Here is a 23,790-nt window from a genome sequence, read left to right on the forward strand (position 1 = left end):
CTCCGCCTTGCATCTGCACGCACCAAGCCCCGCTCGGGTCGGCCACGACGCACCGTCGGTCGCGGCCGACCTGATCCAAACGAGAGGCCCTAGCCTGGTCCGCATGGAGGAGTTCAACGGGGTGGAGGTCGTCGCGTTCCCGGACGCGGCGGCCTTCGAGGAGTGGCTGGCCGAGCACCACACCCGCCGTGAGGGCGTGTGGGTCAAGGTGGCGAAGAAGGCGTCGGGGATCGCGTCGGTCACGGATGACGAACTGGTCGACGCGGGGCTGTGCTGGGGCTGGATCTCCGGGCAGCGCCGGGGCCTGGACGACCGGTACTACCTGCAAAAGTACGGGCCGCGGCGGCCGCGGAGCCTGTGGTCGCGGGTGAACGTCGAGAAGGTCGCGGCGCTGGCGGCGGCGGGCCGGATGCAAGAGCCCGGCCTCGCCGAGGTCCGACGGGCCCAGGAGGACGGCCGCTGGGACCGCGCGTACGCCTCGCAGGCGACGGCCGTGCTCCCGGACGACCTCGCCGCGGCGCTCGCCGCGGACCCGGCGGCGCGCGCGACGTTCGACGCGCTCGACCGGACCACCCGCTACCTCGTGATGCTCCCGCTGCTCCAGGCCGCGACGCCGGGGATTCGGCGAGCGCGGCTGGAGCGAGCGGTACGAGACCTGGCGGAGAGGCGGCAAGCGGGCGAGGAGTGACCCACCGGAACGGGCCCCCGGCGGATGGCGGGCAGCCACCCGCCGGAGTGGCCAACTGATGTCCGTGGGCGCTGGGGCCGTGCCGGAGCAGGTCGGTCATCGGAACCGCCGGTACCACAACGATGCCTACGGGCTGTGGCCTGGTCGTTCGTAGGGGCGGGCGCAAGCCTGGGGGTGGGCGTCGTCGGTGCCGGGCCGACCGGTGCGGGATCTGCTCGACGGGGCGAAGCGGCGTCGGGCGAGCCGGTGGCCGACCTGCGCATCGCCCCCGCAGGACAGGATGGAAACGGTTCGGTGAACCTCTTTCGTCCTGAAGAGTCGTACTGCCCCCGCGCTCCGACCGTCCGGCTGTCTTCCGCCCGCCCCCGGCCGTCCATCGGATGGCCGCCCGGGCACCGCCGGGGCGGCAAGGCCCTGCACACCGCCCCGGCGGCAGAGCGCGAATTATCGATCGCGGCAGACGCCTTTTCCCGGCATAGTTCTCACACGATCTGACTCGTCGTGGGGGGAAGCCATGATCTTTCACACCCGTCCGGCCCTGACCGGCGTCCTGGTCGCGGCGCTGTTCGCGGCGACGCCCGCCGCGGCGTCCACACCCGACGCGGCGGGGCCGTACACCCGTACCGTGGAGAAGGGACACGTCCTCGCCTGCGCCGGGGAGAAGGGCGAGCTGCGCGTGGACGTCGAGCTCTACGAGAACTCCGCTTTCGGCACCCACGTGCAGGTGTCCGTGCGGACGGCGGAGGCCGAGTACGTACGCGGCGGGGAGACGGACGGCGGCCTGTTCGACAACGGCACGATCTCCCGCCGCCTGGTCGTCCCACCGCAACCGGAGGGAGCGGGGCCCTCGCAGACGGTGGACATCGACGGCACCTACGCCCTCGCCGGTCCGCGCGAGCGGGTTCACGAGGTGTACGACGAGCCGTTCGGTCAGGTCGTGTCGAAGGGGTGGAGGACGCCCATGTCGGCTGCCGTCACGGTGAGCGTCCTGGGACAGCGTGCCGACCTGGCGTGCGACCCCGCCTTCGCCTTCGACCTGAAAGTCCGCCGCCCCGCGGGCGCGCCGACCACTGGTCCCGAGGCGGACCCCGCCCGGTGACGCCGCACACCGCCCCCGGCGAGCGGCCAGGTGGCCCTCCTGGGGACGGACGCGAACCGCCCCGCGTCGTTCGCGACGCCCGGCGCCGCCTCGGCCGGCCCCGGACCGGTCCCCACGGGGTCCGGCGGGGCGAGCCTCAACAGGCAGCGCCGCACACGATGTTCTCTCCCGACCGGACATCCGTCCCCGTCAATGAGGTGACCACCCCCATGGACATGGTCGACCTCGCCGCGCTCGGCGAGTCGTTCACCCGCGACCCCTACCCCGTGTACGCCCGGTTACGGGCCCAGGGGTCGGTACACCGCATCCGCATGCCGGAAGGGGGCGCAGAAGCCTGGCTCGTCGTCGGATACGAGGCCGGGCGTGCCGCCCTCGCGGACCCCAGGCTCTCGAAGGACTGGAGCAAGGCCTCTCCCGACCTGCCGCTGGGCGCCATCTCCTCCGGCCCGCACATGCTGAGGGCCGATCCGCCGGACCACACACGGCTGCGCAGACTGGTCGCCCGGGAGTTCACCTCACGCCGGGTGGAGGAACTCGCCCCGCGCATCCGGAAGACCACCGACGCATTGCTGGACAGGATGCTCGCCGCCCCCGACGGGCGCGCCGACCTCGTCGAGGCGCTGTCCTTCCCGTTGCCGATCTCCGTGATCTGCGAACTCCTCGGCGTACCGGATCTGGATCGGAAGTCCTTCAGAACCTGGTCGAACGAGGCCCTGGGGGCCGCCGACCCCGAAGTCCGCAAGGCCGCGGCCGCCTCGATGGCGCGCTACATGGAGACCCTGGTGGAGGACAAGCGCCGACGGCCCGGCGACGACCTCATGAGCGCGCTGATCCACAGCTCGGACCAGGACGGCGACCGACTGTCCCGCGAGGAACTCCTGGGAATGGCGTGGTTGTTGCTCGTGGCCGGTCACGAAACCACCGTGAACCTCATCTCCAACGGCGCCCTCGCCCTGCTGACCCACCCGGAGCAACTGGCCGCCCTGCGAGCGGACCCCTCCCTCCTGGACAACGCGGTCGAGGAGATGCTGCGCTACGAGGGACCCCTGGAGACCCCCACGTTCCGCTTCACCACCGAACCCGTGAGCATCGACGGCACGGTCATCCCGGGAGGAGGCGAACTCGTCCTCGTCGCCCTGGCCGACGCCAACCGCGACCCTGCGCGTTTCCCCGCTCCCGACGATTTCGACATCACCCGCGAGGCCCGCGGCCACGTCGCCTTCGGCCATGGCATCCATCACTGCCTGGGTGCGCCACTGGCCCGCCTGGAGGCGCGCATCGCCTTCAGGGCCCTGCTGGACCGCTGTGCCGACCTGACCCTGGACATTCATCCGGCGGCGATCACCTGGCGGCCCGGAATGATGATCCATGGTCCGCTCGCTCTGCCCGTGCGCTTCACCCGGTAGACCGACGGCGGACCCGAGCCCTCCCCGGCCGAGGGGGCCTTTCCGCGGTATGCAGGTCACGGGAAGGATCACCGAGGAAATCGAACCCGTCCAAGGAGAACGAGTGAGCGTGGAATGGGCCGCACTCCCGGCCGAGGACCTGCAGGCCGTCGTCGGTCTTTCCAGGCGTTGCCTGGCTGTGGACAGAGGGCTGTCGGTCACCGCTTCACGCGGCTTCCTCGAGAAGCGGTATACCGGTGAAGGAGTATCGGCTGTCGGCGGCTTTTACGACGACACGCTGATCGCGGCGGGCTCCGTCCGCGACGTGCGCGGATTCACCGTGGTGACAGGCCAGGTCGATCCGGCTCATCGCCGCCGAGGACTGGGTTCCGCGCTGCTCGATCAGCTGCTGGAGACGGCCCGCCGGCGACCGGGCGCTCTCCGAGTGGAAACGGAGTCCCTGACCGCCGATGCCGACGACCTCTTCCGGTCACGAGGCCTTCGCCAGGCATTCGCGGAGGACGTCATGCACCGCGGCCTGGAAGACCCACTTCCCGAAGTCCTTCTCCCAGCGGGGGTCGAGACCGAGGAGTGGGGTGACGCGAACCAGGGTGATTTCTTCGACGCATACCGCTCGTCCTTCGCCGACCGCCCCGGCTTCCCGGGCTGGACCCGGGAGCAATGGACCGACTGGACGGCCGGAGACGACTTCCGTCCGCAGTACTCGCTGCTGGCCCGCTCATCGGCCGGGGCTCCCGTCGGATTCGTCACCTGCGCGCAGGACTTCCTCATTCAGGTCGGAGTCGCTCCGCGAGGCCGTCGTCGCGGTCTGGGCCGCAGCCTCGCCGTCGCAGCACTGACACGCATGCGATCCGGCGGCGGGACCGACGTCTTCCTCGACGTCAACGTGAACAATCCCGCCTCGGCCGCGCTCTTCCGGAGCCTGGGGTTCACCTCCACCGCACGGCGCGCCCGCTACGAGTCGAGCCGGTACTCCACTCCGGCTTCGCGATCGTGCTGCGGACCCGGCTGAGAACGGGGACGGCCATCGCGTGATGATCGAGGGCTGTGCGGACTCCCGAGGATCGTGCGACGGCCGCGGGCCACAGCGTGGACCCCGTCCGTTGGCGGGAGATGTCCGACACGCTCGACGCCGTCCGCGCAGCCCGCGAGGCCCTGGCCGTCGAGCACGTCATCCAGCCGCGGAGAACGCGAGGCAATGCGCGTGCCGCTGGCCACCCGCCAAGGCGTCGTGCACGCCTCCACCGCAGCCATCACGCCCCGCCGGGCTGTCCGCGCTCTCGAGTACTCCGGTGAAACCGTTATACGGCGGTTCAGCGTCCAAGGGGGTGGGGAGTGTCCCTGGCTGGATGTCACCACTTGGAGACGTCAGGTGACCACCTCTGATCGGGGGCCTATGAAGCCGGGTGAAGTGTTGGACGGCCGCTACCGGCTACTCGATGAGCTGGGACGGGGCGGTTTCGGGGAGGTCTGGAAGGCACTCGATGAGCGACTCCAACGTCAGGTCGCGATCAAAGTTCTTTTCCGCTCTGCTGCGGGGGCAGGGTCGGGCAAGGCCGCGGTGCGGTTCTGGCAGGAAGCAATCACTGTGGGCGGCTTGTCGAACGAGCACATAGTCGTCGTCCATGACTTTGGTCGAGTGCTGCACTCCGGGACACCACACGACTTCTTGGTGATGGAGATGCTCCACGGGCGACCCTTGTCGCAAATCGTCTCTGCAGGTGTAGTGCCGGTCGGCCAAGTTCTTTCGTGGGCGAGCCAGATCTGCGTGGCGCTTGATGCAGCGCATCGGGCTGGAGTGATCCACCGGGACCTCAAGCCGCAGAACATCATCGTGAATGAAGAAACATCCCGATTGAAGGTGGTGGACTTCGGGATCGCGAAGAACTCTGCTCTTCCTCTGAGTTTGACCGAGACAGGCGCGATCATCGGTTCTGTGATGTACATGGCCCCGGAGCGCGCACAACTGCACACGACTGTCGATGAACGCTCGGACCTCTACTCGCTAGGGTGTCTCTTGTATGAGCTCTTGACTGGCTTTCCTCCCTTTTACAGCACATCTGCGACGCCGGCCGCGGTAATCCACAATCACATGCAGCAGATTCCTGTTCCGCCCAGCGCTAGCAGAGAAGAAGTTCCCCAGAATTTGGACAGACTGATTCTCCAGCTCCTCGCAAAGGACCCTGCTGTCCGTCCTTCGACCGCCGCAGAGGTGCGTGAGCGCCTGGCGGATGAAGGATCAATCAGGCGATCGGGCAGTGGTCCCATCGAGGTGAGCCATCCCTTGAATGGTGTCGAGGCGGGTCTGCGTCAGCGGGTTCAACGGGCGGTGCAGGCTGGAAATGTCGGCGAAGTGATCCGAGCCAAGCGCCTTCTGCAGGACATTGCTCTGGAAAGTAGGCAATTGCTGGGCGGCAACCATCCATGCACACTTTCGGCCCGACGGGAGTGGCTGGTTCTGGAGGCCTACGACGGAGATCTGCAAACGTTGAACCTTGCCCACGGTCTTGTAGCCGATTGTGAGCAGGCGCTGGGGTCGACGCACTCTCTTACGCTGCAATGCCGGTCTTTGCATGGGCATCTGACCGATGAAGCTCTACGCCCTGACCGGGCACGAGAACTTCTTGCCTCCGTCATCGATGACTGCTCTGCGCACCTTGGGGCGGAGGCTGTTGAAACCCTCGAAGCACGCTATTGGCACGCAGAAGCTACGGGTGCGGTAAAGGATCATGCCGCAGCCCTGGTCCTGAGCGACCAATTAAGGTATGACTGCCAGCGGGCACTCGGGTCGGATCATATTCTGTCGCTGTCCGCGAGCATCCAGTACGCATTGTGTGTGGCCAATGCGGGCGGATTGACCGCGGCGAAAGTATTCTACGCTCCAGCGCTCTCCGCCGCCTCCTCTCATCTCGGCGAAACTGCGCCTATCGTTCTCAATGGGCGACTTCTCTGGCTTTTTGCGATTATGGGTGATGTCGAGGAAATGGCGCCGGCCCGTTTGAAGTACGAGCTGGAACTGCTGTTGCCGGACGTCATCAATACCTATGGCGAGGATGGGGCGATGACGGTAATGACGCAGGCTCTCGTCGCAGTCTCCGTTGCTCCCCTCGAGGGCCGGATCCCCGCTCTGAGGAAACTGGCGTCTGTCATTTCTCAAGGCTCTGCGCGGCTAGGCGTGACTTCGCTGGTTACGCTTGTCTTGAGGGTCACGTTTGCGGAGTTGACGGGTGAGTTCGGAGACGCAGCGAAGGCCCGTGACCTCATGCGTGAGGTGCAGGTCGACCTGGAGGCGGCGGTGGGGGCTGATGCTCCCTTCGTTCGCGAAGTTCGAACGGCGGCTGAAAAGTGGACGGCCGCCGCCCCGCGGGCCGGCTTTCTCTCGCGACTGAAGCGTCTTTAAGGTTGCAGCCTCGACGACCTGGCCGCGGCCCATCCCTGCGTCACCAAGGTCCGGGCCGACGGCGGCTACCAGAGCAGCATCTTCAACCACGGCGCCCGGCTGGGCATCGACGTGGAGGTCGGGCAACGGCAGCGAACGAAAGGGTTCGAGCCGCTGCCGAAGCGGTGGGTGATCGAGCGGACCTTCGGCCGGCTGGTGCGGCACCGCCGCCCGGCACGGGACCACGAAGCCCTGCCACAGCGATCAAGGGCAATGACCCACTGGGCGATGGCTGACAGAATGTCCCGCGAATTGACCGGAGAACCCGCACCAACCTGGCGATCGGCAAGGCCCCCGCCCATGACCACACCGACGACCGGCCTGGCCGGCACTCACGCCGAGACCGTTGCAGCACCCAGGAACACGAGCGGGACCCTTGGAGACGCGCGAGACCCGTGGGGACGAACGGTGGCCCGCCCGCCTCCCAGGCCCCCGGCGCGGCAGTCTTCGGTGCGCAAGCGGTGGCCGATGCCCGGCGGTTTCCTCAGGCCGCCCGCCACAGGGCCGGCACGGCCGGCGGCTCCCAGCCCGGCTGAGCCGTGTGCGGCTGGAGGCAGACATAGGCACGGCCGGCGTACGTGGCCCGGTCACCCGCCCGGTAGGCGGCGCCCACGGCCCAGGTTCCCCCCGGCGGCGGGGTGGGGCCGGGCCCGGGGTCCTGCGCGACGTCCAGGACGAAGTCGAACGCTGCCTCCCGGCCGCCGCCCCCGCCCCGTACGGTCATCAGCAGCCGCGGGTCGAAGATCGTGTCGGTGTTGTTGCGCGGCTCGTTCGGGAAGTAGAGCTGCGTGGTCAGCACCGAACGGCCGGGCGCCTGCAGCTTGACGTGCAGGTGGCGCGTGCGGCCGGGATAGAGGCCCGGCACGATGGTGGTCAGCGTGAAGGAGCCGCGGGAGTCGGTGAACTGGTGCCCGCGCAGCCGGAAGCCCGTGTTGTCGTAGGCGCCGTTCGCGTCGGCCTGCCAGAAGTCCAGCAGGACGCCGGCCAGCGGAAGGCAGGCGCGGCCGAAGACGTAGCCGCTCACGGTGAGCGGGATGCCGGGCATGCCGGGCTCCAGCAGACCGGTGCGCTGAGGCGAGTTCGGCTTGAAGTAGGGACCCTCCATCTGCTCCGGGGTCGGGTGGTCGCCGTCGTCGCAGGACGGCGTGAGTTCCGGAGCCGCACCGCTCGCCGCCGCGGTGCGGGCGAGGGCCGGGCCGCCGGCCAGGGCGACGGGGATCGCGGCGGTGGCGGCGAGCGCCGCGCGCAGCACCGTCTTGCGGGGCACGAGCCGGGGGGATTCCGCCTCGCGGGCGGCACCGGGGTCGTCCGGGCCCGCGCCGTGCCTGCCTGCTCCGTCCATGTCTCCTCCTCGTGGGGGCGGTGGGCAACGAAACTAGGCGCGCCCGGGCGGGCCTTCGAGGGACTGATGGTGGCGGCTGTGGTGTTTTCGGAAGGCGCCCGGACTGCTTCCGGTCTCGCGCCGGAAGAAGCGGCCGAAGTAGGCGGGGTCGCTGAACCCGGTGCGCGCGGCGACCTGCCGGACCGACAACCCGGTATGGGCCAGGAGCTGTTGCGCCCGGTACACGCGTGCCTCGATCAGAAGCCTGCCGGGCGGGCGGCCGATGGCGGCCCGCACCGCCTGGGTGAGGTACCCGGGCGTGACCCCCAGCCGGCCGGCGCACTGCTGCACGCTCCACCCCGCCGCCTCGGAGCGGGCGACCAGTTCCGTGAACGCCTCGGCCACGACGGCCGCACGGCCCTGGGCGCGCGGCCCGGCGCCGTGTCCGGCGGGCCGGGGGAGCCGGGCCGCGCGCAGGACGAGCACGTGCAGCAGGGACCGCAGCGCGCTCCCGTGTCCCGCCGCGCGCTGCCGGTGTTCCGCGACCAGTTCGGCGAACAGGCACCCGATCGCCCGGTCGTGCTCCGGGTCCAGTGCGAACGAGCACCGCGTCCCGAGCTCCCGCAGCACCTCCCGGTCGCCGGGGTGGTCCACCAGGAAGTCGTCGGTGAACAGCACGAGCGATCCCTCCGGGCCCAGGCCGCCCTCCCAGTGGTGCACCTGACCGGGCAGGATCACGGCCAGCTGCGGAGGGCACACCGGCCACCGGGCGAGATCGACGACATGGGTACCCGAACCGGCGGTGACGTGCACCATCTCGTAGAAGGTGTGCCGGTGCGGCCGGTCCCACCGGGAGAGCGGCCCCACCTCCTCGAAGGAGCCCGCGGCGAACGGAGGGGCGTCCGGTCCGGCCACCTCCAGCCGGTGCAGTGCCACGTCCCCCGAGCCGGGGGGCAGGCTCGGAACTCCTGGCAAGACCGTGGTGCTGCGCATCGGACGCACTCCTTCCTCGGACACCGGCCGGGTCGCGCACATCCGTTCCCGCCCTGGTCTGCACCAATCCCTTGCCCCTCGCCTTCCGACGTCGCAAGCTCCCTGCATGGAGCTGGAGTTGCGGCATCTCAAAACCATCCGGGCCATCGCCGACGCGGGCAGCCTGACCAGGGCGGCCACGGTCCTCGGCCTCGCCCAGCCCGCCCTCAGCGCGCAGCTGAGACGCATCGAACGGGCCCTGGGCGGAACCTTGTTCGAACGCGGCCGGCACGGCGTGCGCACCACCGCCCTCGGTGAGCTGGTCCTGGAACGCGCCCGAATCGTGCTGCCCGCGGTGAGCGAACTCCAGCTGGAGGCAGCCCGGTTCGCCCGAAGCCGGCGGGGCGGGCAGCGACTGCGCCTCGGTGGCACCCACGGACCGCTGCTGGGGGCGCTGGTGGACCGACTGGCCGACACCGCACCCGGCACCACCGTGACCACCCGCGCCTCCTGGTCGGAGCGAGAACTGGCGGAACTGCTGGCCGAGGGACGCCTGGACTTCGCGCTCACCGGCACCTGCGGGTCCGCCCCGCCGCCCGACCCGCCGCACCTCATCTGGGAGGAGATAGCCGTCGACCCCGTCTTCGTCATGCTCGCCGACGGTCATCGGCTGGCCCGGGAGCGGGAGGTCGACCTGGCCGCGCTCGCCGACGAGGAATGGGCCTGCGTCCCCGGCGACGGCTGTTTCGCGGACTGCTTCACCGCGGCCTGCGCCCGCGCCGGCTTCACCCCGCGGCGCATGTACGAGACGGACACCGCGTCCTGCGTGCACCTGGTGCAGGTGGGGCGGGCGGTGGGCCTGTGCCGGGCCACGTTCCCGCCGACACCCGGTCTCGCCATCCGTCCGCTCGCCGGAACGCCCCTGGTCTGGCGTCACCTGCTCGGCCGTCACCCCGCCGGACAGCGGCAGGACACCGCGGACACCGTGCTGACCCAGGTCCGCGAGGCGCACGCGGGCGCGGCGGCCCGCAGCGACAGCTACGCGCACTGGCTCGCGCAGCACCGTCCGGCACCGGACGCCGCGCCCCGTCCGGCGCCGCCGACGGTGTCCCAAGCGGCTTCCATAACGCGGGGGCAGGGGGCCGGCTGACGTCTTACGGAGCGAGACGGAGCCTCCCTACGGTGTCGCCACCCCACCGAATCCGAGGAGACCTCCCATGCTCCAACGACAGTTCAGAGCCGCGTGCGCCGCCGTCGCGGCGGCGGGTGCCCTGCTCGTGGCCGGGCTCAGCGGCTCCGCGAGCGCCCTGCCGCCCCCCTCGTCCGCCGCCCCCACGGCGGCCGAGACCCTGCGCACCGACGCGGCCCCGCCCGGCCTCCTCGCCGCGCTCCAGCGGGACCTCGGCCTGGACCGGCAGCAGGCGGACCGCCGGCTGGCCAACGAGGCCGGGGCGGGCGCCACCACCGGCCGGCTGCGCACCGCCGTGGGCGCGCACTACGCGGGGGCCTGGGTGAGCGGCACGCTGTCGGACACCCTGACCGTGGCCACGACCGACCCGGCCGACGTGCGCGCGATACGGGCCCAGGGCGCCGACGCGGTGGTCGTGGACCACTCGCTGGCCGCGTTGGACGCCGCCAAGGCGCGCGTCGACCGTGCCGCCGCGTATCACGGCACCACCGACACGCCGGTCTGGTACGTGGACGTACGCACCAACACGCTGACGGTGGAGGCGGTACGGGCGCAGGCCGCCCGCTCCCTGCTCGATGCGGCGGACGTCGACGCCTCCCTCACCCGGATCGTGCGGTCCACCGAGCGGCCGCGCCCGCTCTACGACCTGCGCGGCGGCGACGCCTATTACATCGGCAACAGCAGCCGCTGCTCGATCGGCTTCCCGGTGACCCGCGGCACCCAGCAGGGGTTCGCCACGGCCGGCCACTGCGGACGCGCCGGCAGCAGCACCACCGGCTCCAACCGGGTCGCGCAGGGCACGTTCCAGGCGTCGGTCTTCCCCGGCAACGACATGGCGTGGGTGGCCACGAACGCCAACTGGACGGCGACGCCGTACGTCAACGGCTCCAGCGCGCAGGTCACGGGGTCCACGCAGGCCGCGGTCGGCTCCTCCGTGTGCCGCTCCGGCTCCACGACCGGCTGGCACTGCGGCACGGTGCAGCAGCTCAACTCCAGCGTGACGTACCAGGAGGGCACCGTCGCCGGCGTCACCCGCACCTCGGTGTGCGCCGAACCGGGCGACTCGGGCGGCTCGTTCGTCTCCGGCAGCCAGGCGCAGGGCGTCACCTCGGGCGGCTCGGGCAACTGCACGAGCGGCGGCACGACCTACTTCCAGCCGATCAACCCCATCCTCCAGAGCTACGGCCTCACCCTGAAGACCACCGCCTCCGGGCCCGGTGACCCGGGCGGCCCCGGTGACCCGGGCGGCACCTGGGCGGTGGGCACCGTCTACCAGGCGGGCGCGACGGTGACGTACGGCGGCGCCACCTACCGCTGCCTGCAGACCCACCAGGCCCAGCCCGGCTGGGAGCCCCCGAACACGCCGGCGCTGTGGCAGCGGGCGTGAGCGGCTGACCCGCCGGGCGGAAGGCGGCCCCGGTCCCCGGACCGGGGCCTCCCCGCGCGTCCCGGCCTGCTGTTTCCCGTCGCCGGAGGGCCACGGGGCCCCAGAGTCCGGACGGACGGCACAGTCGTGCCGGACCCGGGCCTTGCACAGGGGTGACACCGACGGGCTCGTGCACGGTGGGCGGTGAGGCGTCGGACTCCTGGTCGTCGATCACGGTCGTGCGGCGGGGAGGGCGTCTCGTGCGGCGATCACCAGCGACCGGAGGATCACCGGCCCGCCGGCCGACGTGACCGCTGGTCCGCCCTCACCCGTGCCCTCGGAGGGGCCGGCCCTCGTCCGCCGGCCGCACCGCGTGCGCGATCGCCCCCACCGGGTGCCGGTGGTTCTCGTGCGACAGGGGCGCGGACGACACGAGCGAACCCCTCCCCGGCGTCATCGACCCCGAGATCATCCCGGGTCGGCCGGTCCATACGACGACGCCGCCCGCGGTGACGTCCCGTCCGGTGGCCGGCCCGCGGACCCCCTCACCGCCGGTCGGCAACCGCTGCGAGGGCCGCCGAACGTCGGAACTGCGGGATGACGCTGATGACCAGCACCATCGCGAACACCCCCGCATAAACCCACATGGCGCTGCGCGCGGATCCCGTCTCGACGAGCCGACCGGTGACGAACGTGGCGAAGGGATACAGCGATCCGCCGATGAGGAACAGGGAGCTCTGCACGCGGCCCATCAACTCGTCCGGGACCAGCGCGTACACCCGGGCGTTCTTCGGCACGACGATGAGGGGCGAGAGGAACGCGACCCCGGCCGTGCACACCGTCAGCGCCGTCGGGCCGGGAGACAGTGCGCCGGTCACGCCGAGCACCACGATCAGAGCCGTTGCCGTGCGGATCAGGCGGTCCTCGTCGACGTCGCGGAAACGTGGTGCCAGCACTGCCCCCGCCAGTCCCGCGGCCGCCATGACCGTCAGCGAGACGCCCAGGCTCAGACCGCCGTTCCGGCTGCCCACCACGAGGACCAGAACAAAACTGACGCCGGCCGTCGCGAAGTTCATCAACGCGGACCAGCCGATCATCAGCAGGAGGTAGCGGGAGCGGACGACGAACCGCAGACCGAGAGCGATGTCGCCCCGCACCGATGCGGCGACCCTCCGACCACCGCCCAGCGGTGTCCTCACGCGCAGCAGAAGACCCAGCGCCACGAGGTACGACAGGGCGTCCAGGACGAACGGCACGGCCGGATGCAACCGGTAGAGGACAGCGCCGATCAGGGGACCGACCAACAGCACCGCGTTGTGCTGGGCGTGCCCCAGCGCGAGCGCTGCGGGCCGCTGCCTTTCGGGGACGAGTTGCGGCACGGCTGCGGTCGAGGCCAGGTTGGCCAGCGTGGTGAGCATCCCCTCCAGCGACATGAGGGCGACGATCAGCCAGACCGTTCCGTCGGGACGGGCCAGGGCCACGACGCCCACGCCGGCCAGCGAGGCCGCCCGTCCCGTGTCCGCGGCCAGCAGGATCGCCCGGCGGTCGAACCGGTCGGCCATGACGCCACCTGGCAACTGCACCACGTAGGACACCAGCATGCGGGCGGTGGCCACGAGCCCGGCAGCCGTCGGTGACCCCGTCTGCTGGAGCACGAACAACGGCAGGGCCAGACCGGTGAGCTGCGAACCGAGTGCGGAGAGGGTGGAACCGATCCACAGGAGCCGGAAGTCGGCGAGCCGCAGCACAGCCCCCCAGCCGCGGTCACTCATGCGGTTCCCTCGTCATGAGTCGTGAGCTCCTCCCACCAGGTGGTGATCACTTCCACCGCGAGATCCGGTCCCGGCATGATCACACTGGGGACGATCCGTCGCTGCCAGATCTCGTACGCCTCACCCGGTGACGGATCCACGACCGTGTGCCCTTCGGCGCGGAGCTCGGTGACATGACGGCCCACCGACGACCGGGCCCACATGACGCGGTTCATGCTCGGGAAGAACAGGACCGGCGGTGTGGCGACCAGCAGCGCCGTCTGAGCCGGGGTACCGGCCAGGCCGAGAGCCGCGCAGGCCAGCGTGTTGGCGCTCGCCGGCAGGACGGTGATTCCCCGCGACCGCGCCGCGAACTCGGTCGGATTGAGCCCGTCGGTGTCACCGGTCAGGCACTCGTCGGCATACCAACCCACCACCTCGGGCCGTACGAAGCGTTCGGCGGAGGCGGTGAGCAGCACCCGGATCGCGGTGCGCGGCAGGACCCGCCGCAGCCTGGAGAGGTAGGCGGGCAGGGAAACCGCGGCACTCGCCCCGCACACGATCACGCCCAGGGCGTCGTCGTCACGCATCGGTGCCTCCGGCCAGCAGGTGGTCCAGGGTGAAGTTGAAGTTCCCGCCGCCTCCGTGGACCCGGTGGAGGGTCAAGGCGATCCCCGCGCTGCCGGTGGCGTAGTCCGTGCTGAACCGCACGAAGCCCTCACCGGGGAAGGCGATGCCCTCCGGCTGATCGCAGGCCAGGCTCGCGATCGCCGCGGACGCCTTCACGGCGATGGCCCTGCCCTCCGACAGACCCAGCAAGTCCGCGCAGTCCTGGCCGAAGTTGGCCATGCCGGCCATGCCGGTGAACAGGCCGGGGCTGACGCTGAGCCCGCCGGCCCGCGAGCGCAGCAGGCGTTCCAGCACGGAGCGCAACCGTTCCTCGCCGGTCACCCGGCAGTAACGGACGAGCGTCGTGCCGATACCGGAAGCGCCCCGCGACCAGTACGGTGTGGCCGCTCCGCCACCGACGCGCTGCGGGAAGGACAGCATGCCCTCGTCGTGCTCGATCGCCTGGGCCAGGTCGTGGGCCAGCGCCCGCCGACCGACGCGCAGGAACGCCTCGTCGCCGGTGGAGCGGTACAGATACAGCAGGAACAGCGCCACTCCCGACGACCCGTAGTCGTAGCCGACGGGCTGCCTGCCGCCGCGCGGGTCCGGCCAGTACAGCCCCGTGCCGGTGTCGCGGGCGTCCGCGAGGAGCGATCGGCCGATCCGGTCCGCCGCCGCGAGCAGTGCGGTGTCGCCCGTGGCGTCCCACACGGCCAGGCAGGCCATGCCCACGCCGGCTCGTCCCGCCATGACGTCGGCGGCCGGCAGCGCGTCCCGTTCGATCAGCCGGATCACCCGGTTCATGATCTCCAGACCCCGGTCGGGTTCCCCGGCGTCGCACAGGGTCCAGGCCACGCCTGCCCGGCCCGTGTACAGACCGGAAGGCGCCTGCTCCAGGCTGTCCGCGGTGCGGTGCGTCCACTCGAGAGCGGCTTGTGGGATCCTTCCGGTGATGCGGTGCAGCGCGCGCAGCACTCCGGCTGCACCGTGGGCGACGGACCACGGGTTGGTGGTGAACACCCGCGGATCGGCGGGAAAGAGGCGGTCGTCCCGGTCGGGACTCATCACCGCTTCGATGAACCGGGCACAGCCCCGGACGACGGCGTCCAGGTCCGAGAGGTCCGTGAGCGGCCGGTCGTCCGGCAGACCGAGGCGGGCGAGCAGGTCGTCGACCGGTTCGCCGAGCAGGCCGGCCGCATGCCGGGTCGAGCGGGCGAGCGCCGCGCTGTCGAGGTCGCGCAACGTGTTCCGGGGCATGATCATGGCGAGTCTGACGCAGTCGACCCCGAACAGGTCGAAGTCCCGGCCGTTCCCGGTGAAGGTGTCCCGCGCCGGAGCGAAACCGGAGGTGAACGGGTAGAGGTTCTGCGGTCCGTCGACCCGGCGCACCGACTCGAAGTCGATCAGCCGCACCCGGCGCGTTTCGGGATCCACCGTGACGTTGGTGATGGACAGGTCCCCGTAGGTGAGGCCGGCCTCGTGGCAGACGGTCACCGCGTGACGCACCCCCGCCACCACGTCCTCCACGGCCTCCCGGTACTCCTCGATCGCCTCAGGACGGCGGTCGTTCAGGGTCATGGGGTGGCGTGAGCCGATGAAGCTGATGAGCGCCATGGCGTCGATGTACTCCTCCGCCAGGAAGAGGTGCTCCCACTCCTCGAACAACTCGATCGGCTCAGGGGCGACGCCGGTTCCCTTGAGCCTGCTCAACGCGTCGAACTCCCGGTGCAGTCGCTCCTGGGCGTCCGAACCGTCGTCGGCGAAACCGGTGTGCGGACGTGCTTCCTTGAGCACCACCGGGAGGCCGTCGCTGATCCGCTCGGCCAGGTACGTGCCACCGGTGCCCGCGTAGTGCAGGGGTCTGAGCACCTTGTAGTCCCGGATCGGTCCGCCCCCGCCTCCGGTCCCCGCCCGGTCGTCCTCGAACAGCTCCGGCACCCAGGGCGGCCGGCGGTAGGCCGGCACCCGCTCGTCCTCCCAGGCCAGACCGTCGGGACCGGACAGAAGGGGGATCCGCGTGCCGTCGATGTCCCGGGAACCCAGCGCCTTGAACTCGCCGTACCGGTAGTACAGCGAGCTCCGCCCGTACCGTTTGTCGGTCAGTACGTACGGACCACGGATCCCGGCGGTCACCGGCGCCAGGCGGGCCAGCAGCTCCCGGCACTCCTGGGCGGAGTACGGGTAGATGGCAAGGAACTTGCCGATCTGACCGGGTGCCCACCACCGTGCCGTGCTCATCCTCACGAACCGTGTGGACCGCAGGCACTTGAAGGCGAACGCCCCTCGGCCGAACTCCTCGCACACCGCGCGCAGAGCCGCGTGAGCGTCCGCGGGAATCGCCGACAGGTGGATCTTCCACCCGTGCTCGGGCAACGGACCGAGTCCGCTCGGCCGCACCCGCGCCCAGATCCCGTCGCGCTCGACGGCGTGTTCGGCGGGCAGCAGTGCCCGCAGTTCCCCCGCCAGGTCGTCGTCGGTGACGGTGCGCCCCACTGACTCGTAGAAGCGGCGGTCGGCCATGCTCGCGGCGAAGTAGTCGTTGAACCTGCGCATTGCTCGTCCTTCCGGCTGTCATGGGCAGGGCCCGGGCCGGTCGGAGCACGACCGGCCCGGGCCCTGGGTCATCGGGTCAGCAGTGGTCGCTGATGCTGCTCGTCTGGCCGCAGCTGTGCGCCTCGACGCCGAACAGACCCCGCTCGGTGTCGTCCGCGATGACCAGCTCCACGAGGTCCAGGACGTTCTGCATGGTGTTCACCTTTCGTTCGGGCCGGCGGGAATGCCGACACCGGAAATCTGCCGGTGAACGGGCGGACGCGCCTGGGGGGCGAGCCCCCGGAATTCTCCGTCGGTGCGTGCTCCGTGTGAGGGCGGCGCGCGCCGGCGGGAAACGGCGCAGCTCCCGGCCCCGCCCAGGCGCACGCCCGGGAGGCAGCGGACCGCCCTCGACGACCGAGCGAATGCGGCGGAGCCCCGCACAGGACCGTGCGCCCCCACATGTCTCTCCGGGGAGCGGGCAGGAACCCCCTCAGGGCGCCTCGGTGGACGGACGGCCCCCCATTCGGCACTGTGGCGGTGGAAGGATTATGGGGGCGGATCCCCCATGTCCGCGCCGTGGAGCCGTGAAACCCTGCGGGCGTGGACAACGAGCGAGCGACCGACACGACGGCCATGCCGCCGGACGGCTCCTGGTGGGTCTGCGGGCTCCGTCCGGAGGAACGGCGAAGGCAGCCGGGCCGTCCCGCGTCACAGGCCGGCGGTGACACCCCGGCGCGGGCCGGGCGGCGCCCGGAGAGCCCGGCCGTCGACGACCGGGACGACACCGCGCCGGACAGGCCCGGCCCCGCCGAGGCGGAGCTGTCGGACCTGCCCGCCGAAAGCGCCCCGGGCCCGGCTGCCCGTACCGACCGCCCCGACTGGGTGGTCTGGACGGAAGGAGCCCTGGCCGCCGCCCCCGAACACGGGCCGACGGTGCCCGGGGAAGTGGGCTGGGAGGCGGGCTTCGGCCTGATCTGCGCGCCGTTCGCCGAACGGGCGGCGGAACGCTTCGTCCGTTCCGCCGTGGAGAGCGGGCTGCCCGCCGACATCACCGCGCTTCGGGCGGCGTTCACCGAACACCTCACCGGACGGCTCGTCAGGACGGCCGCCCGTTGTCTGGTCGCACGGCTCCGGACGGCGAGGGAACAGGGCCGGCTCGACGGCGGCTCGGCGCGGGAACGCTTCACCTCGTTCGTCCGGCAGACTGCCCGCAGGGGCGGGCTGTGGGAACTGCTCACCCGCTATCCGGTCCTCGCCCGACTGCTCGCACGGACCGCCCAGCACGCGCTGGAGGCGTGGACGGAGATCGTCCGTCGGCTGGCGGCCGATCGCGAGGCCGTCGTCCGGACGCTGCTGGGTGGTACGGATCCGGGACCGCTGCTGGAGGTGATGGTGCGCGGGGACGTGCACCGCCGCGGGCGCGCCGTGGCCGTCCTGACTTTCGCCGACGGAAACCGAATCGTGTACAAACCCCGGTCCCTCGCCACGCACCGGCACTTCAACCAGGTGCTCGAGTGGCTCGACGCCCGCCTCCCCGGACCCGGACCGCGCACACTGCGCCTGTTGGACCGGGCCACGCACGGCTGGGTGGAGTACGTGGAGGCGGCCCCCTGCCGGAGCACGGCACAAGTCGACCGGTTCTACCGGCGCCTGGGCACGCTGATGGCGGTGCTGCACGCGCTCGACACCACCGACGTGCACTGCGAGAACCTCATAGCCTGTGCCGACCAGCCGCTCCTCATCGACCTTGAGACCCTCTTCCACCCGTCGGACACGGACGGAGCCGACGACGATCCCGCCCAGCACGCGCTGGTCACCTCCGTCCTGCGCACAGCGCTGCTGCCCACCCTGGTCTTCGGACGGAGCGGGGGGTGGGACGTGTCCGCGCTCGGCGGTGGACACGAGGGCGACCTCCCACTCGACGCACCTCACTGGGCCGCTCCCGGCACGGACCGGATGCACCTGACCTACCGTCCGGCCCACTACCCCGGGGCGGACAACCGGCCCAGCCTCGGGAAGGCAGAGGTCGACCCGGCCCCTTTCGCGGAGGCGCTGCTCGAGGGGTTCCGCGCCGGATACGACACGATCACCCTCCACCGGGCGGAGTTCACGGCGCCGGACGGTCCCGTGCACGCGTTCGCGCGAGACGAGGCGAGGGTGGTCGCACGGCCCACCCGCCTGTACACCACGCTGCTCGACGAGCTCACCCATCCCGACGTCCTCGGCGACGCGCTCAGCAGGGACCGCGGGTTCGCCCTGCTGCGGACGCTTCCGGTGCGCGGGGGGCTCGACCACCGCATCATCCGCCACGAGGTGGCCGACCTGTGGTCCGGTGACATCCCTCTGTTCACCCACCGCATCGGGGACCGTGACGTGGCGGCCGCTCACCACCTGATTCCCCGGGCGTTCGCCGTGTCCGCCCTCGACCGGGTCCTCGCCAAGGTGGAGGCCATGGGGACCGTCGACCGCTACGACCAGGAATGGATCATCCGGGCAGCACTGGCCGTCGGTACCGGGACCGGTGCTCGCACACCCGAGGGTTCCGGGTCCGCCACCACGCGGGGCGCCGGCCCGTCCAGGACCGATCCGGTGGACTCGGAGCAGTGCCTCGCCGCGGCCCGGCACATCGCCGACCGCATCCTCGCCGGAGGCTTCCGGAACGAACGGCGGATCAACTGGCTCGGCCTCCACCGGGCGGACGGCCGACACTGGACGGTGATGCCGCTCGGAGCCGGATTCGCCCACGGCTACACCGGAATCGCCCTGTTCCTGGCGCAACTCGCCGAACTCGGCTCGGTCCCGCGGTACGCGGAGGCCGCCCGCCGCGCCGTGTCACCGGTGCCGCGGCTGCTGGAAGAACTGTCCGGGCAGCCCGCGCACCTGGCCACGGTGGGATGCGGAGCATTCGACGGCCTGGGGGGACTCGCGTACGCCCTGACCCACCTGGCCGCCCTCCTGCGGGACGACGAGGTGGCCGCGTGGGTCGAACCCGCCGTGGCGCTGACGGCCGAGGCCGCCGAACGCACGACGTCCCTGACCATCACCGACGGCTTGGCCGGGGGACTGGCCACCATGCTCGCCGTGCACGGACACACCGGCTCGCCCGCGGCCGCACAGTGCGCGACGCTCTGCGCGGAACGGCTGTCGTCACGCGTGTGCCCGTCGGCGGACGAGCCCTCGCGACTGCCCCCCGGTTTCGCCGACGGACTCCACGGCATGGGGTGGGCGCTGATCCGCCATGCGAGGGCCAGAGGGGCGCACCTGCCCAAGGACGCCGTCGAGGCCCTGCTCACCCGGTCGATCGAGAGGACCGACCACTCCTGGTGCGGCGGACTGAGTGGCGTCGGATTCGCGCTGGCGGACTCCCTGAACGCCGCCCACCGCAGCATCGGACCGACCCTCGACCGCACGGTGAGCGACGCGGCACGAAGCGAGCCGCTGCCCGATCACAGCCTCGCGAGCGGCGAACTGGGCAGGCTCGAAATGCTCAGCATCGCCGCCGAGTCGGGTCACGGTGCCGCACTGAAGTCCCTTCCCCACCGCGCCGGAGTGTTCCTGGAGGACCTCACGCGCAACGGTCCCCGGTGCGCCGTCCCCGCCGGCACGGACTCACCCGACCTGATGAACGGCCTGTCCGGTATCGGATACGGCCTCCTGAGACTGGCCGCCGCCGAACGGATTCCGTCCGTCCTGGCGCTGCGGCCGCCGCGAAAGCGGTGAACGATGGTGCCTCCGCATCATCGACAGCAAGAACGGCTTCACCGACACAGGGGGAATCTTGTACGAGAACGAACACACACCTGCCGGACCGGAGACGGAGGAAACCACTGCCCTCGACCAGCGGGACTCACCGGACCCGACCGGCCGGCTGGCCGACCGGCTGAAGGCCGCGATGGGACTGCAGCCGGTACTGATCGCGGGAATGGTCATGGGAATGGCCGCGCACGGCGGCTCGGAGACGATCTCCACCGCCCTGCTCTGACGGCGCTCCGATGACCCGCCCGGTCCGCCGGCCCCGCTGTCCGGGGCCGGCGGGCCGGGCCGGACGCGCCGCCCGCTCGTTTATCGAACGTTGATCCCCCACGAATAGTTTGTTCAGGTGCATGCCACCTCACCCACCGTGATCGGTCGAGCCGGTGAAATGCAGGACCTGGAGAAAGCCGTACAACGAGGCCGTGAACACCGGGGAACCACGGTCTTCGTGGTCGGCGAACCGGGAATCGGCAAGACCCGGCTGGTCGACCACGTCGCGGGCCGGGCCCGGAACAGCACCACGGTACTGCGCGGGCGGTGCAGCGGCACCGGCGCCACGATAGCGCTCCGCCCCCTGGCCGAGGCGCTGCTGTCGCTGGATCGCACCGGAGCGACCCCTCGGGATCCCGAGCTGCGTCCCTACCGCGTGGCATTGTCCACGCTCGTGCCGCAGTGGCGGGAGCACTCCGGGCCCCATCAACCGGAATCCCTGATCGTTCTGGCCGAGGCCACCTTGCGGCTGCTCGCCAGCATCGGCAGGGAACAGGGCTGCCTCCTCGTCCTGGAGGACCTGCACGACGCCGATGCCGAGTCGATCGCCGTCACCGAATACCTCATGGACAACCTCGCAGGGCTGCCCGTCACCCTCTTCGCCACGCTGCGCCCGGACGACGGGCCGGCGCTCGACCTCGCGTACCAGGGCCGGAACCGCAACGTGGGGCGGATCATCGAGCTCCAGCCACTCGCGGCACAGGACGTGGCGGAACTGACCGCGGCCTGTTTGGGCACGCCGGTGAGCGCGGTGCCCTCCCCGGTGGTCCAGAGGATCCAGCGCGATGCCGACGGCATACCACTGACCGTCGAGGAACTGCTCAACGGCATGATCACCGCGAGAGCCCTGCAACGAACCGCGGTGGGGGAGTGGCACCTCACCCGTGACCTCGACACCACCGTGCCCGCCACGCTGACGCGTAGCATCGCGGCCCGCGCCGATCGTCTGGACCCACAGGGCAGGGCCGCCCTCGACACCGCGGCGGTGCTGGGACGCAGGTTCTCCGCCGGACTCCTCCAACTGGTCACGGGGCTCGACGACCGCAGTCTGCACATCCACCTGAGGACCGCCGTCGACGTCCGGTTGATCCTGCCGGACGGCGCCGACGGCGACATGTACGTCTTCCGCCACGCACTGACCGCCCAGGCCCTGCTGTCCAGCCTCCTGCCGGGGCAGCGGGCGGCGATCGCCCGGCAAGCGGCGGACGCCCTGGAGAAGGCAAGGGCCGACCGTGCCGAACTTCCCGAGGAGTGGCGGGAGCTGGTCGTCGACCTGAGATGCGCTTGCGGGGACCGTCACCAGGCGGGCCTGCTGCTCGTGGAGGCCGGGAAGCAGGCGCTCCAGGAGGGGTTCGCCACCAAGGCGGCGGCCCTGCTGGGGAGATCCCTGGAACTGCTCTCCCCGCGCCGGCACAAGGACGCCTGGGCCGACGCCGCGGACTCACTGTTCGACGCGTTGACGGAATCCGGCGCGGTCGAGCGGGCGTTCGCGTTCGCCGAGGCGTTCGCCGAGAAAGCAGTCGTGTACCTCGACGACACCCGCCGGGTCCGTCTGCACGCCCGGCTGGCCTGGGCCGCATCCATGGTCGGTCGCTGGGAAGAGGCCGCCGGACAGGTTCGGACCGCACGCCTGCTGCTCGGTGACGACCGTACGTCGCAGGAGTGGGCTTCGGTCGACATCGTCGACGGCTACGTCCGGGTGCGTGGAGGCCGACCGGTATCCGGCGTCGACACCGCACGGGTGGAGACACTGGTGCGCAGAGCCATCGAAACCGCCGAACGCATCGGCCGCCCGGTCGTGGTCTGCCAGGGCCTGCAGCTGCTCGCCCTGCTCGCCCGTTCCCGGAGCTTCGACGAGGCGAACTCCCACCTGCGCCGCATCCTCACCGTCGCGGACCGGCACGGCTTGGGCCTGTGGCGGGCACGCGCCCTGGGACGGCTGGCGGGAAACCAAGGGCTGCTCAACGGCAGCACGGACCAACTGGAGCAGGCACACCGGGTGTTTCTACGATCCGGCGCCATCACCTCCGCCTACCAGACCGAAGCGAGCCTGGCCATGCTCGCGGTACTGAGAGGGGAACACCAGAAGGCCGCGCTCGCCCTGTCACACTGCGCGCCCGCCTTCGGCAGGCTCGGCCACACCGGAGACCTGCAGTACACGTACGTCATCCAGGCGGTGTCGGCCGCGCACCGAGGCAAGCGCCGCGAGATGGAGAAGCATCTGGCCGACTACCGCGACCACGGTGGGGAGGGGTCGGAGTACACACCGGTGGTGCTCGGTCTGTGCCATGCGGTGTCCGCCCTGCTCGACGAGGACAGGGCAGCGGCCCGCGCCGCTCTCGCACAGGCCAGGGAGTGGGACCTGGGACATCCCTCCGCCTACTCCCTCTACGGCCGTTACGGCCTGGAACTCCTGGTGGCGGCGGTCGACGCGGACACGGACCGGGACCGATGGGAGATCGTCGGGCGAGAGGCGTCCGCGCGCCTGCGCTGGAACCTCCAGTTCACCCGGTTCTCCTCGGCCGTGTTGCTGGGGCGAGCGTCGCGTCACGAAGAAGCGGTCGCGGCGATCCGGACCGCCTTGGAGGCGTCTGCTCCCTTTCCGCTCGCACGCCACCTCGGGCTGCGTCTGGCCGCTGAGGCCGCCCTGCGGGACGGCTGGGGCACTCCGGGAGTGTGGCTGCGCACGGCCGAGGAGTACTTCCATGACGAGGGAATGACCATGGTGGCCAGCGCCTGCCGCGCACTCCTGCGGCAGGCGGGCATGCCCGCCACCCAGCGCCGCTCCGGCCACGCACATGTCCCGGAGGCACTGCGCCGGCTCGGGGTCACGGCACGGGAGTACGAGGTCCTGGGCCTGCTGGCCCGGCGGTACGGCAACAACGAGATCGCGCGGTGTCTGTTCATCTCACCGCGCACGGCGGAGAAGCACGTGGCCAGTCTGCTGGCGAAGACCGGCAGCCCGGAACGCTCCGCTCTGTGCGAATTCGCCGGCCGGGCCGCCGGGGAGAAGGAGTGAGGCGGCACGGAGCGCCCGGTCCCGCGCCTGCCCGATCTCCGTGTCAGGGGTTGCCCCGCAACTGCCGGTCAGCGGTGGGATGATCCCGCCGTGGCCGGCGTGATCACGGCGTCGGAGCCCTCGTGGACAAGTCCGTCCACCGGGCTGAACATCCGACGCCCCGCGGATACACGAGCGCGCCCGAGCGAAGCGCAGGAGTCGTCACCAGCGGGATCGGATGAGCCGGGGAAGGGGAGAGGCCGAAGCGGTCCGGTTGTCGCAGACGAGGCATCCGACGTGTCACATATGCTCGTTCAGCAGTCCTTCTGTCACCAGAAGCGAAGATCGAGAGCCTGCGGCCCGTCATGGCGGTTCCATGGGTCATGGCCGCTAC

The 23,790-nt window shown here is 71.0% G+C and carries 15 protein-coding genes and 1 pseudogene; 11 read left to right on the plus strand and 5 right to left on the minus strand.

Annotation, left to right across the window (positions count from 1 at the left end):
• The first annotated feature begins 103 nt into the window (after window positions 1-103).
• The 6 genes and pseudogenes from ABTY20_RS09315 to ABTY20_RS09340 all read left to right on the plus strand — a co-directional run.
• Window positions 104-688 (plus strand): YdeI/OmpD-associated family protein, encoded by a 585-nt coding sequence (locus tag ABTY20_RS09315; protein WP_351996362.1) that lies wholly within the window; start codon window positions 104-106, stop codon window positions 686-688.
• A 514-nt stretch (window positions 689-1,202) separates the two neighbouring features.
• The gene (locus ABTY20_RS09320) at window positions 1,203-1,787 is read left to right on the plus strand and encodes a hypothetical protein (RefSeq protein ID WP_351996363.1); all 585 of its coding nucleotides are present in this window, start codon (window positions 1,203-1,205) and stop codon (window positions 1,785-1,787) included.
• Window positions 1,788-1,996: 209 nt separating this feature from the next.
• Entirely contained in the window at window positions 1,997-3,193 is a 1,197-nt protein-coding gene (locus tag ABTY20_RS09325; RefSeq protein WP_351996364.1) for a cytochrome P450 family protein, read from the plus strand.
• Window positions 3,194-3,296: 103 nt separating this feature from the next.
• Window positions 3,297-4,205: a GNAT family N-acetyltransferase gene (locus tag ABTY20_RS09330; RefSeq protein ID WP_351996365.1), complete on the plus strand. Its 909-nt coding sequence runs from the start codon at window positions 3,297-3,299 to the stop codon at window positions 4,203-4,205.
• 360 nt (window positions 4,206-4,565) lie between these two features.
• On the plus strand, window positions 4,566-6,593 hold the full coding sequence (locus tag ABTY20_RS09335) for a serine/threonine-protein kinase (protein WP_351996366.1): 2,028 nt from the start codon (window positions 4,566-4,568) through the stop codon (window positions 6,591-6,593).
• A gap of 135 nt (window positions 6,594-6,728) precedes the next feature.
• Window positions 6,729-6,828 (plus strand): annotated as a pseudogene (locus tag ABTY20_RS09340) (IS5/IS1182 family transposase); the annotation flags it as partial.
• Window positions 6,829-7,116: 288 nt separating this feature from the next.
• Here ABTY20_RS09340 and ABTY20_RS09345 read toward each other — a convergent pair.
• Together ABTY20_RS09345 and ABTY20_RS09350 are read right to left on the minus strand one after the other, a co-directional pair.
• On the minus strand, window positions 7,117-7,974 hold the full coding sequence (locus ABTY20_RS09345; protein ID WP_351996367.1) for a dioxygenase family protein: 858 nt from the start codon (window positions 7,972-7,974) through the stop codon (window positions 7,117-7,119).
• Between the two features lie 33 nt (window positions 7,975-8,007).
• Window positions 8,008-8,946 carry a helix-turn-helix domain-containing protein gene (locus tag ABTY20_RS09350; protein ID WP_351996368.1) on the minus strand — a complete coding sequence of 313 codons (939 nt, stop codon included), beginning with the start codon at window positions 8,944-8,946 and terminating at the stop codon, window positions 8,008-8,010.
• A 106-nt stretch (window positions 8,947-9,052) separates the two neighbouring features.
• Here ABTY20_RS09350 and ABTY20_RS09355 point away from each other — a divergent pair, with 106 nt between their 5' ends.
• Both ABTY20_RS09355 and ABTY20_RS09360 read left to right on the plus strand, forming a co-directional pair.
• Window positions 9,053-10,075, plus strand: a complete 1,023-nt coding sequence (locus tag ABTY20_RS09355) for a LysR family transcriptional regulator (RefSeq protein ID WP_351996369.1) — start codon at window positions 9,053-9,055, stop codon at window positions 10,073-10,075.
• Between the two features lie 67 nt (window positions 10,076-10,142).
• Complete coding sequence (locus ABTY20_RS09360; protein WP_351996370.1) at window positions 10,143-11,501, plus strand: carbohydrate-binding protein; 1,359 nt, start codon at window positions 10,143-10,145, stop codon at window positions 11,499-11,501.
• Window positions 11,502-12,025: 524 nt separating this feature from the next.
• On the opposite strand, the gene ABTY20_RS09365 is transcribed toward ABTY20_RS09360, so the two are convergent.
• Genes ABTY20_RS09365 through lanKC form a run of 3 tightly spaced genes read right to left on the minus strand, consistent with a single transcriptional unit; the run spans window position 12,026 to window position 16,393 of the window.
• On the minus strand, window positions 12,026-13,252 hold the full coding sequence (locus ABTY20_RS09365) for an MFS transporter (RefSeq protein ID WP_351996371.1): 1,227 nt from the start codon (window positions 13,250-13,252) through the stop codon (window positions 12,026-12,028).
• Complete coding sequence (locus ABTY20_RS09370; RefSeq protein WP_351996372.1) at window positions 13,249-13,821, minus strand: flavoprotein; 573 nt, start codon at window positions 13,819-13,821, stop codon at window positions 13,249-13,251. Before ABTY20_RS09370 ends, ABTY20_RS09365 begins: the two co-directional genes overlap by 4 nt.
• Window positions 13,814-16,393, minus strand: coding sequence for a class III lanthionine synthetase LanKC (lanKC, locus tag ABTY20_RS09375; RefSeq protein ID WP_351996373.1), 2,580 nt, complete (start codon window positions 16,391-16,393; stop codon window positions 13,814-13,816). Before lanKC ends, ABTY20_RS09370 begins: the two co-directional genes overlap by 8 nt.
• A 582-nt stretch (window positions 16,394-16,975) precedes the next feature.
• Between lanKC and ABTY20_RS09380 the strand changes: the two genes are divergently transcribed.
• From ABTY20_RS09380 to ABTY20_RS09390, 3 genes are all read left to right on the plus strand, one after another.
• Window positions 16,976-20,095 carry a type 2 lanthipeptide synthetase LanM family protein gene (locus ABTY20_RS09380; protein WP_351996374.1) on the plus strand — a complete coding sequence of 1,040 codons (3,120 nt, stop codon included), beginning with the start codon at window positions 16,976-16,978 and terminating at the stop codon, window positions 20,093-20,095.
• Window positions 20,096-20,153: 58 nt separating this feature from the next.
• Window positions 20,154-20,357: a hypothetical protein gene (locus tag ABTY20_RS09385; RefSeq protein ID WP_351996375.1), complete on the plus strand. Its 204-nt coding sequence runs from the start codon at window positions 20,154-20,156 to the stop codon at window positions 20,355-20,357.
• 117 nt (window positions 20,358-20,474) lie between these two features.
• Window positions 20,475-23,417: a helix-turn-helix transcriptional regulator gene (locus tag ABTY20_RS09390; RefSeq protein ID WP_351996376.1), complete on the plus strand. Its 2,943-nt coding sequence runs from the start codon at window positions 20,475-20,477 to the stop codon at window positions 23,415-23,417.
• Window positions 23,418-23,790 lie beyond the last annotated feature (373 nt).

The sequence above is a fragment of the Streptomyces sp. NPDC126497 genome (assembly GCF_040302425.1).
Taxonomy (GTDB): Bacteria; Actinomycetota; Actinomycetes; order Streptomycetales; family Streptomycetaceae; genus Streptomyces.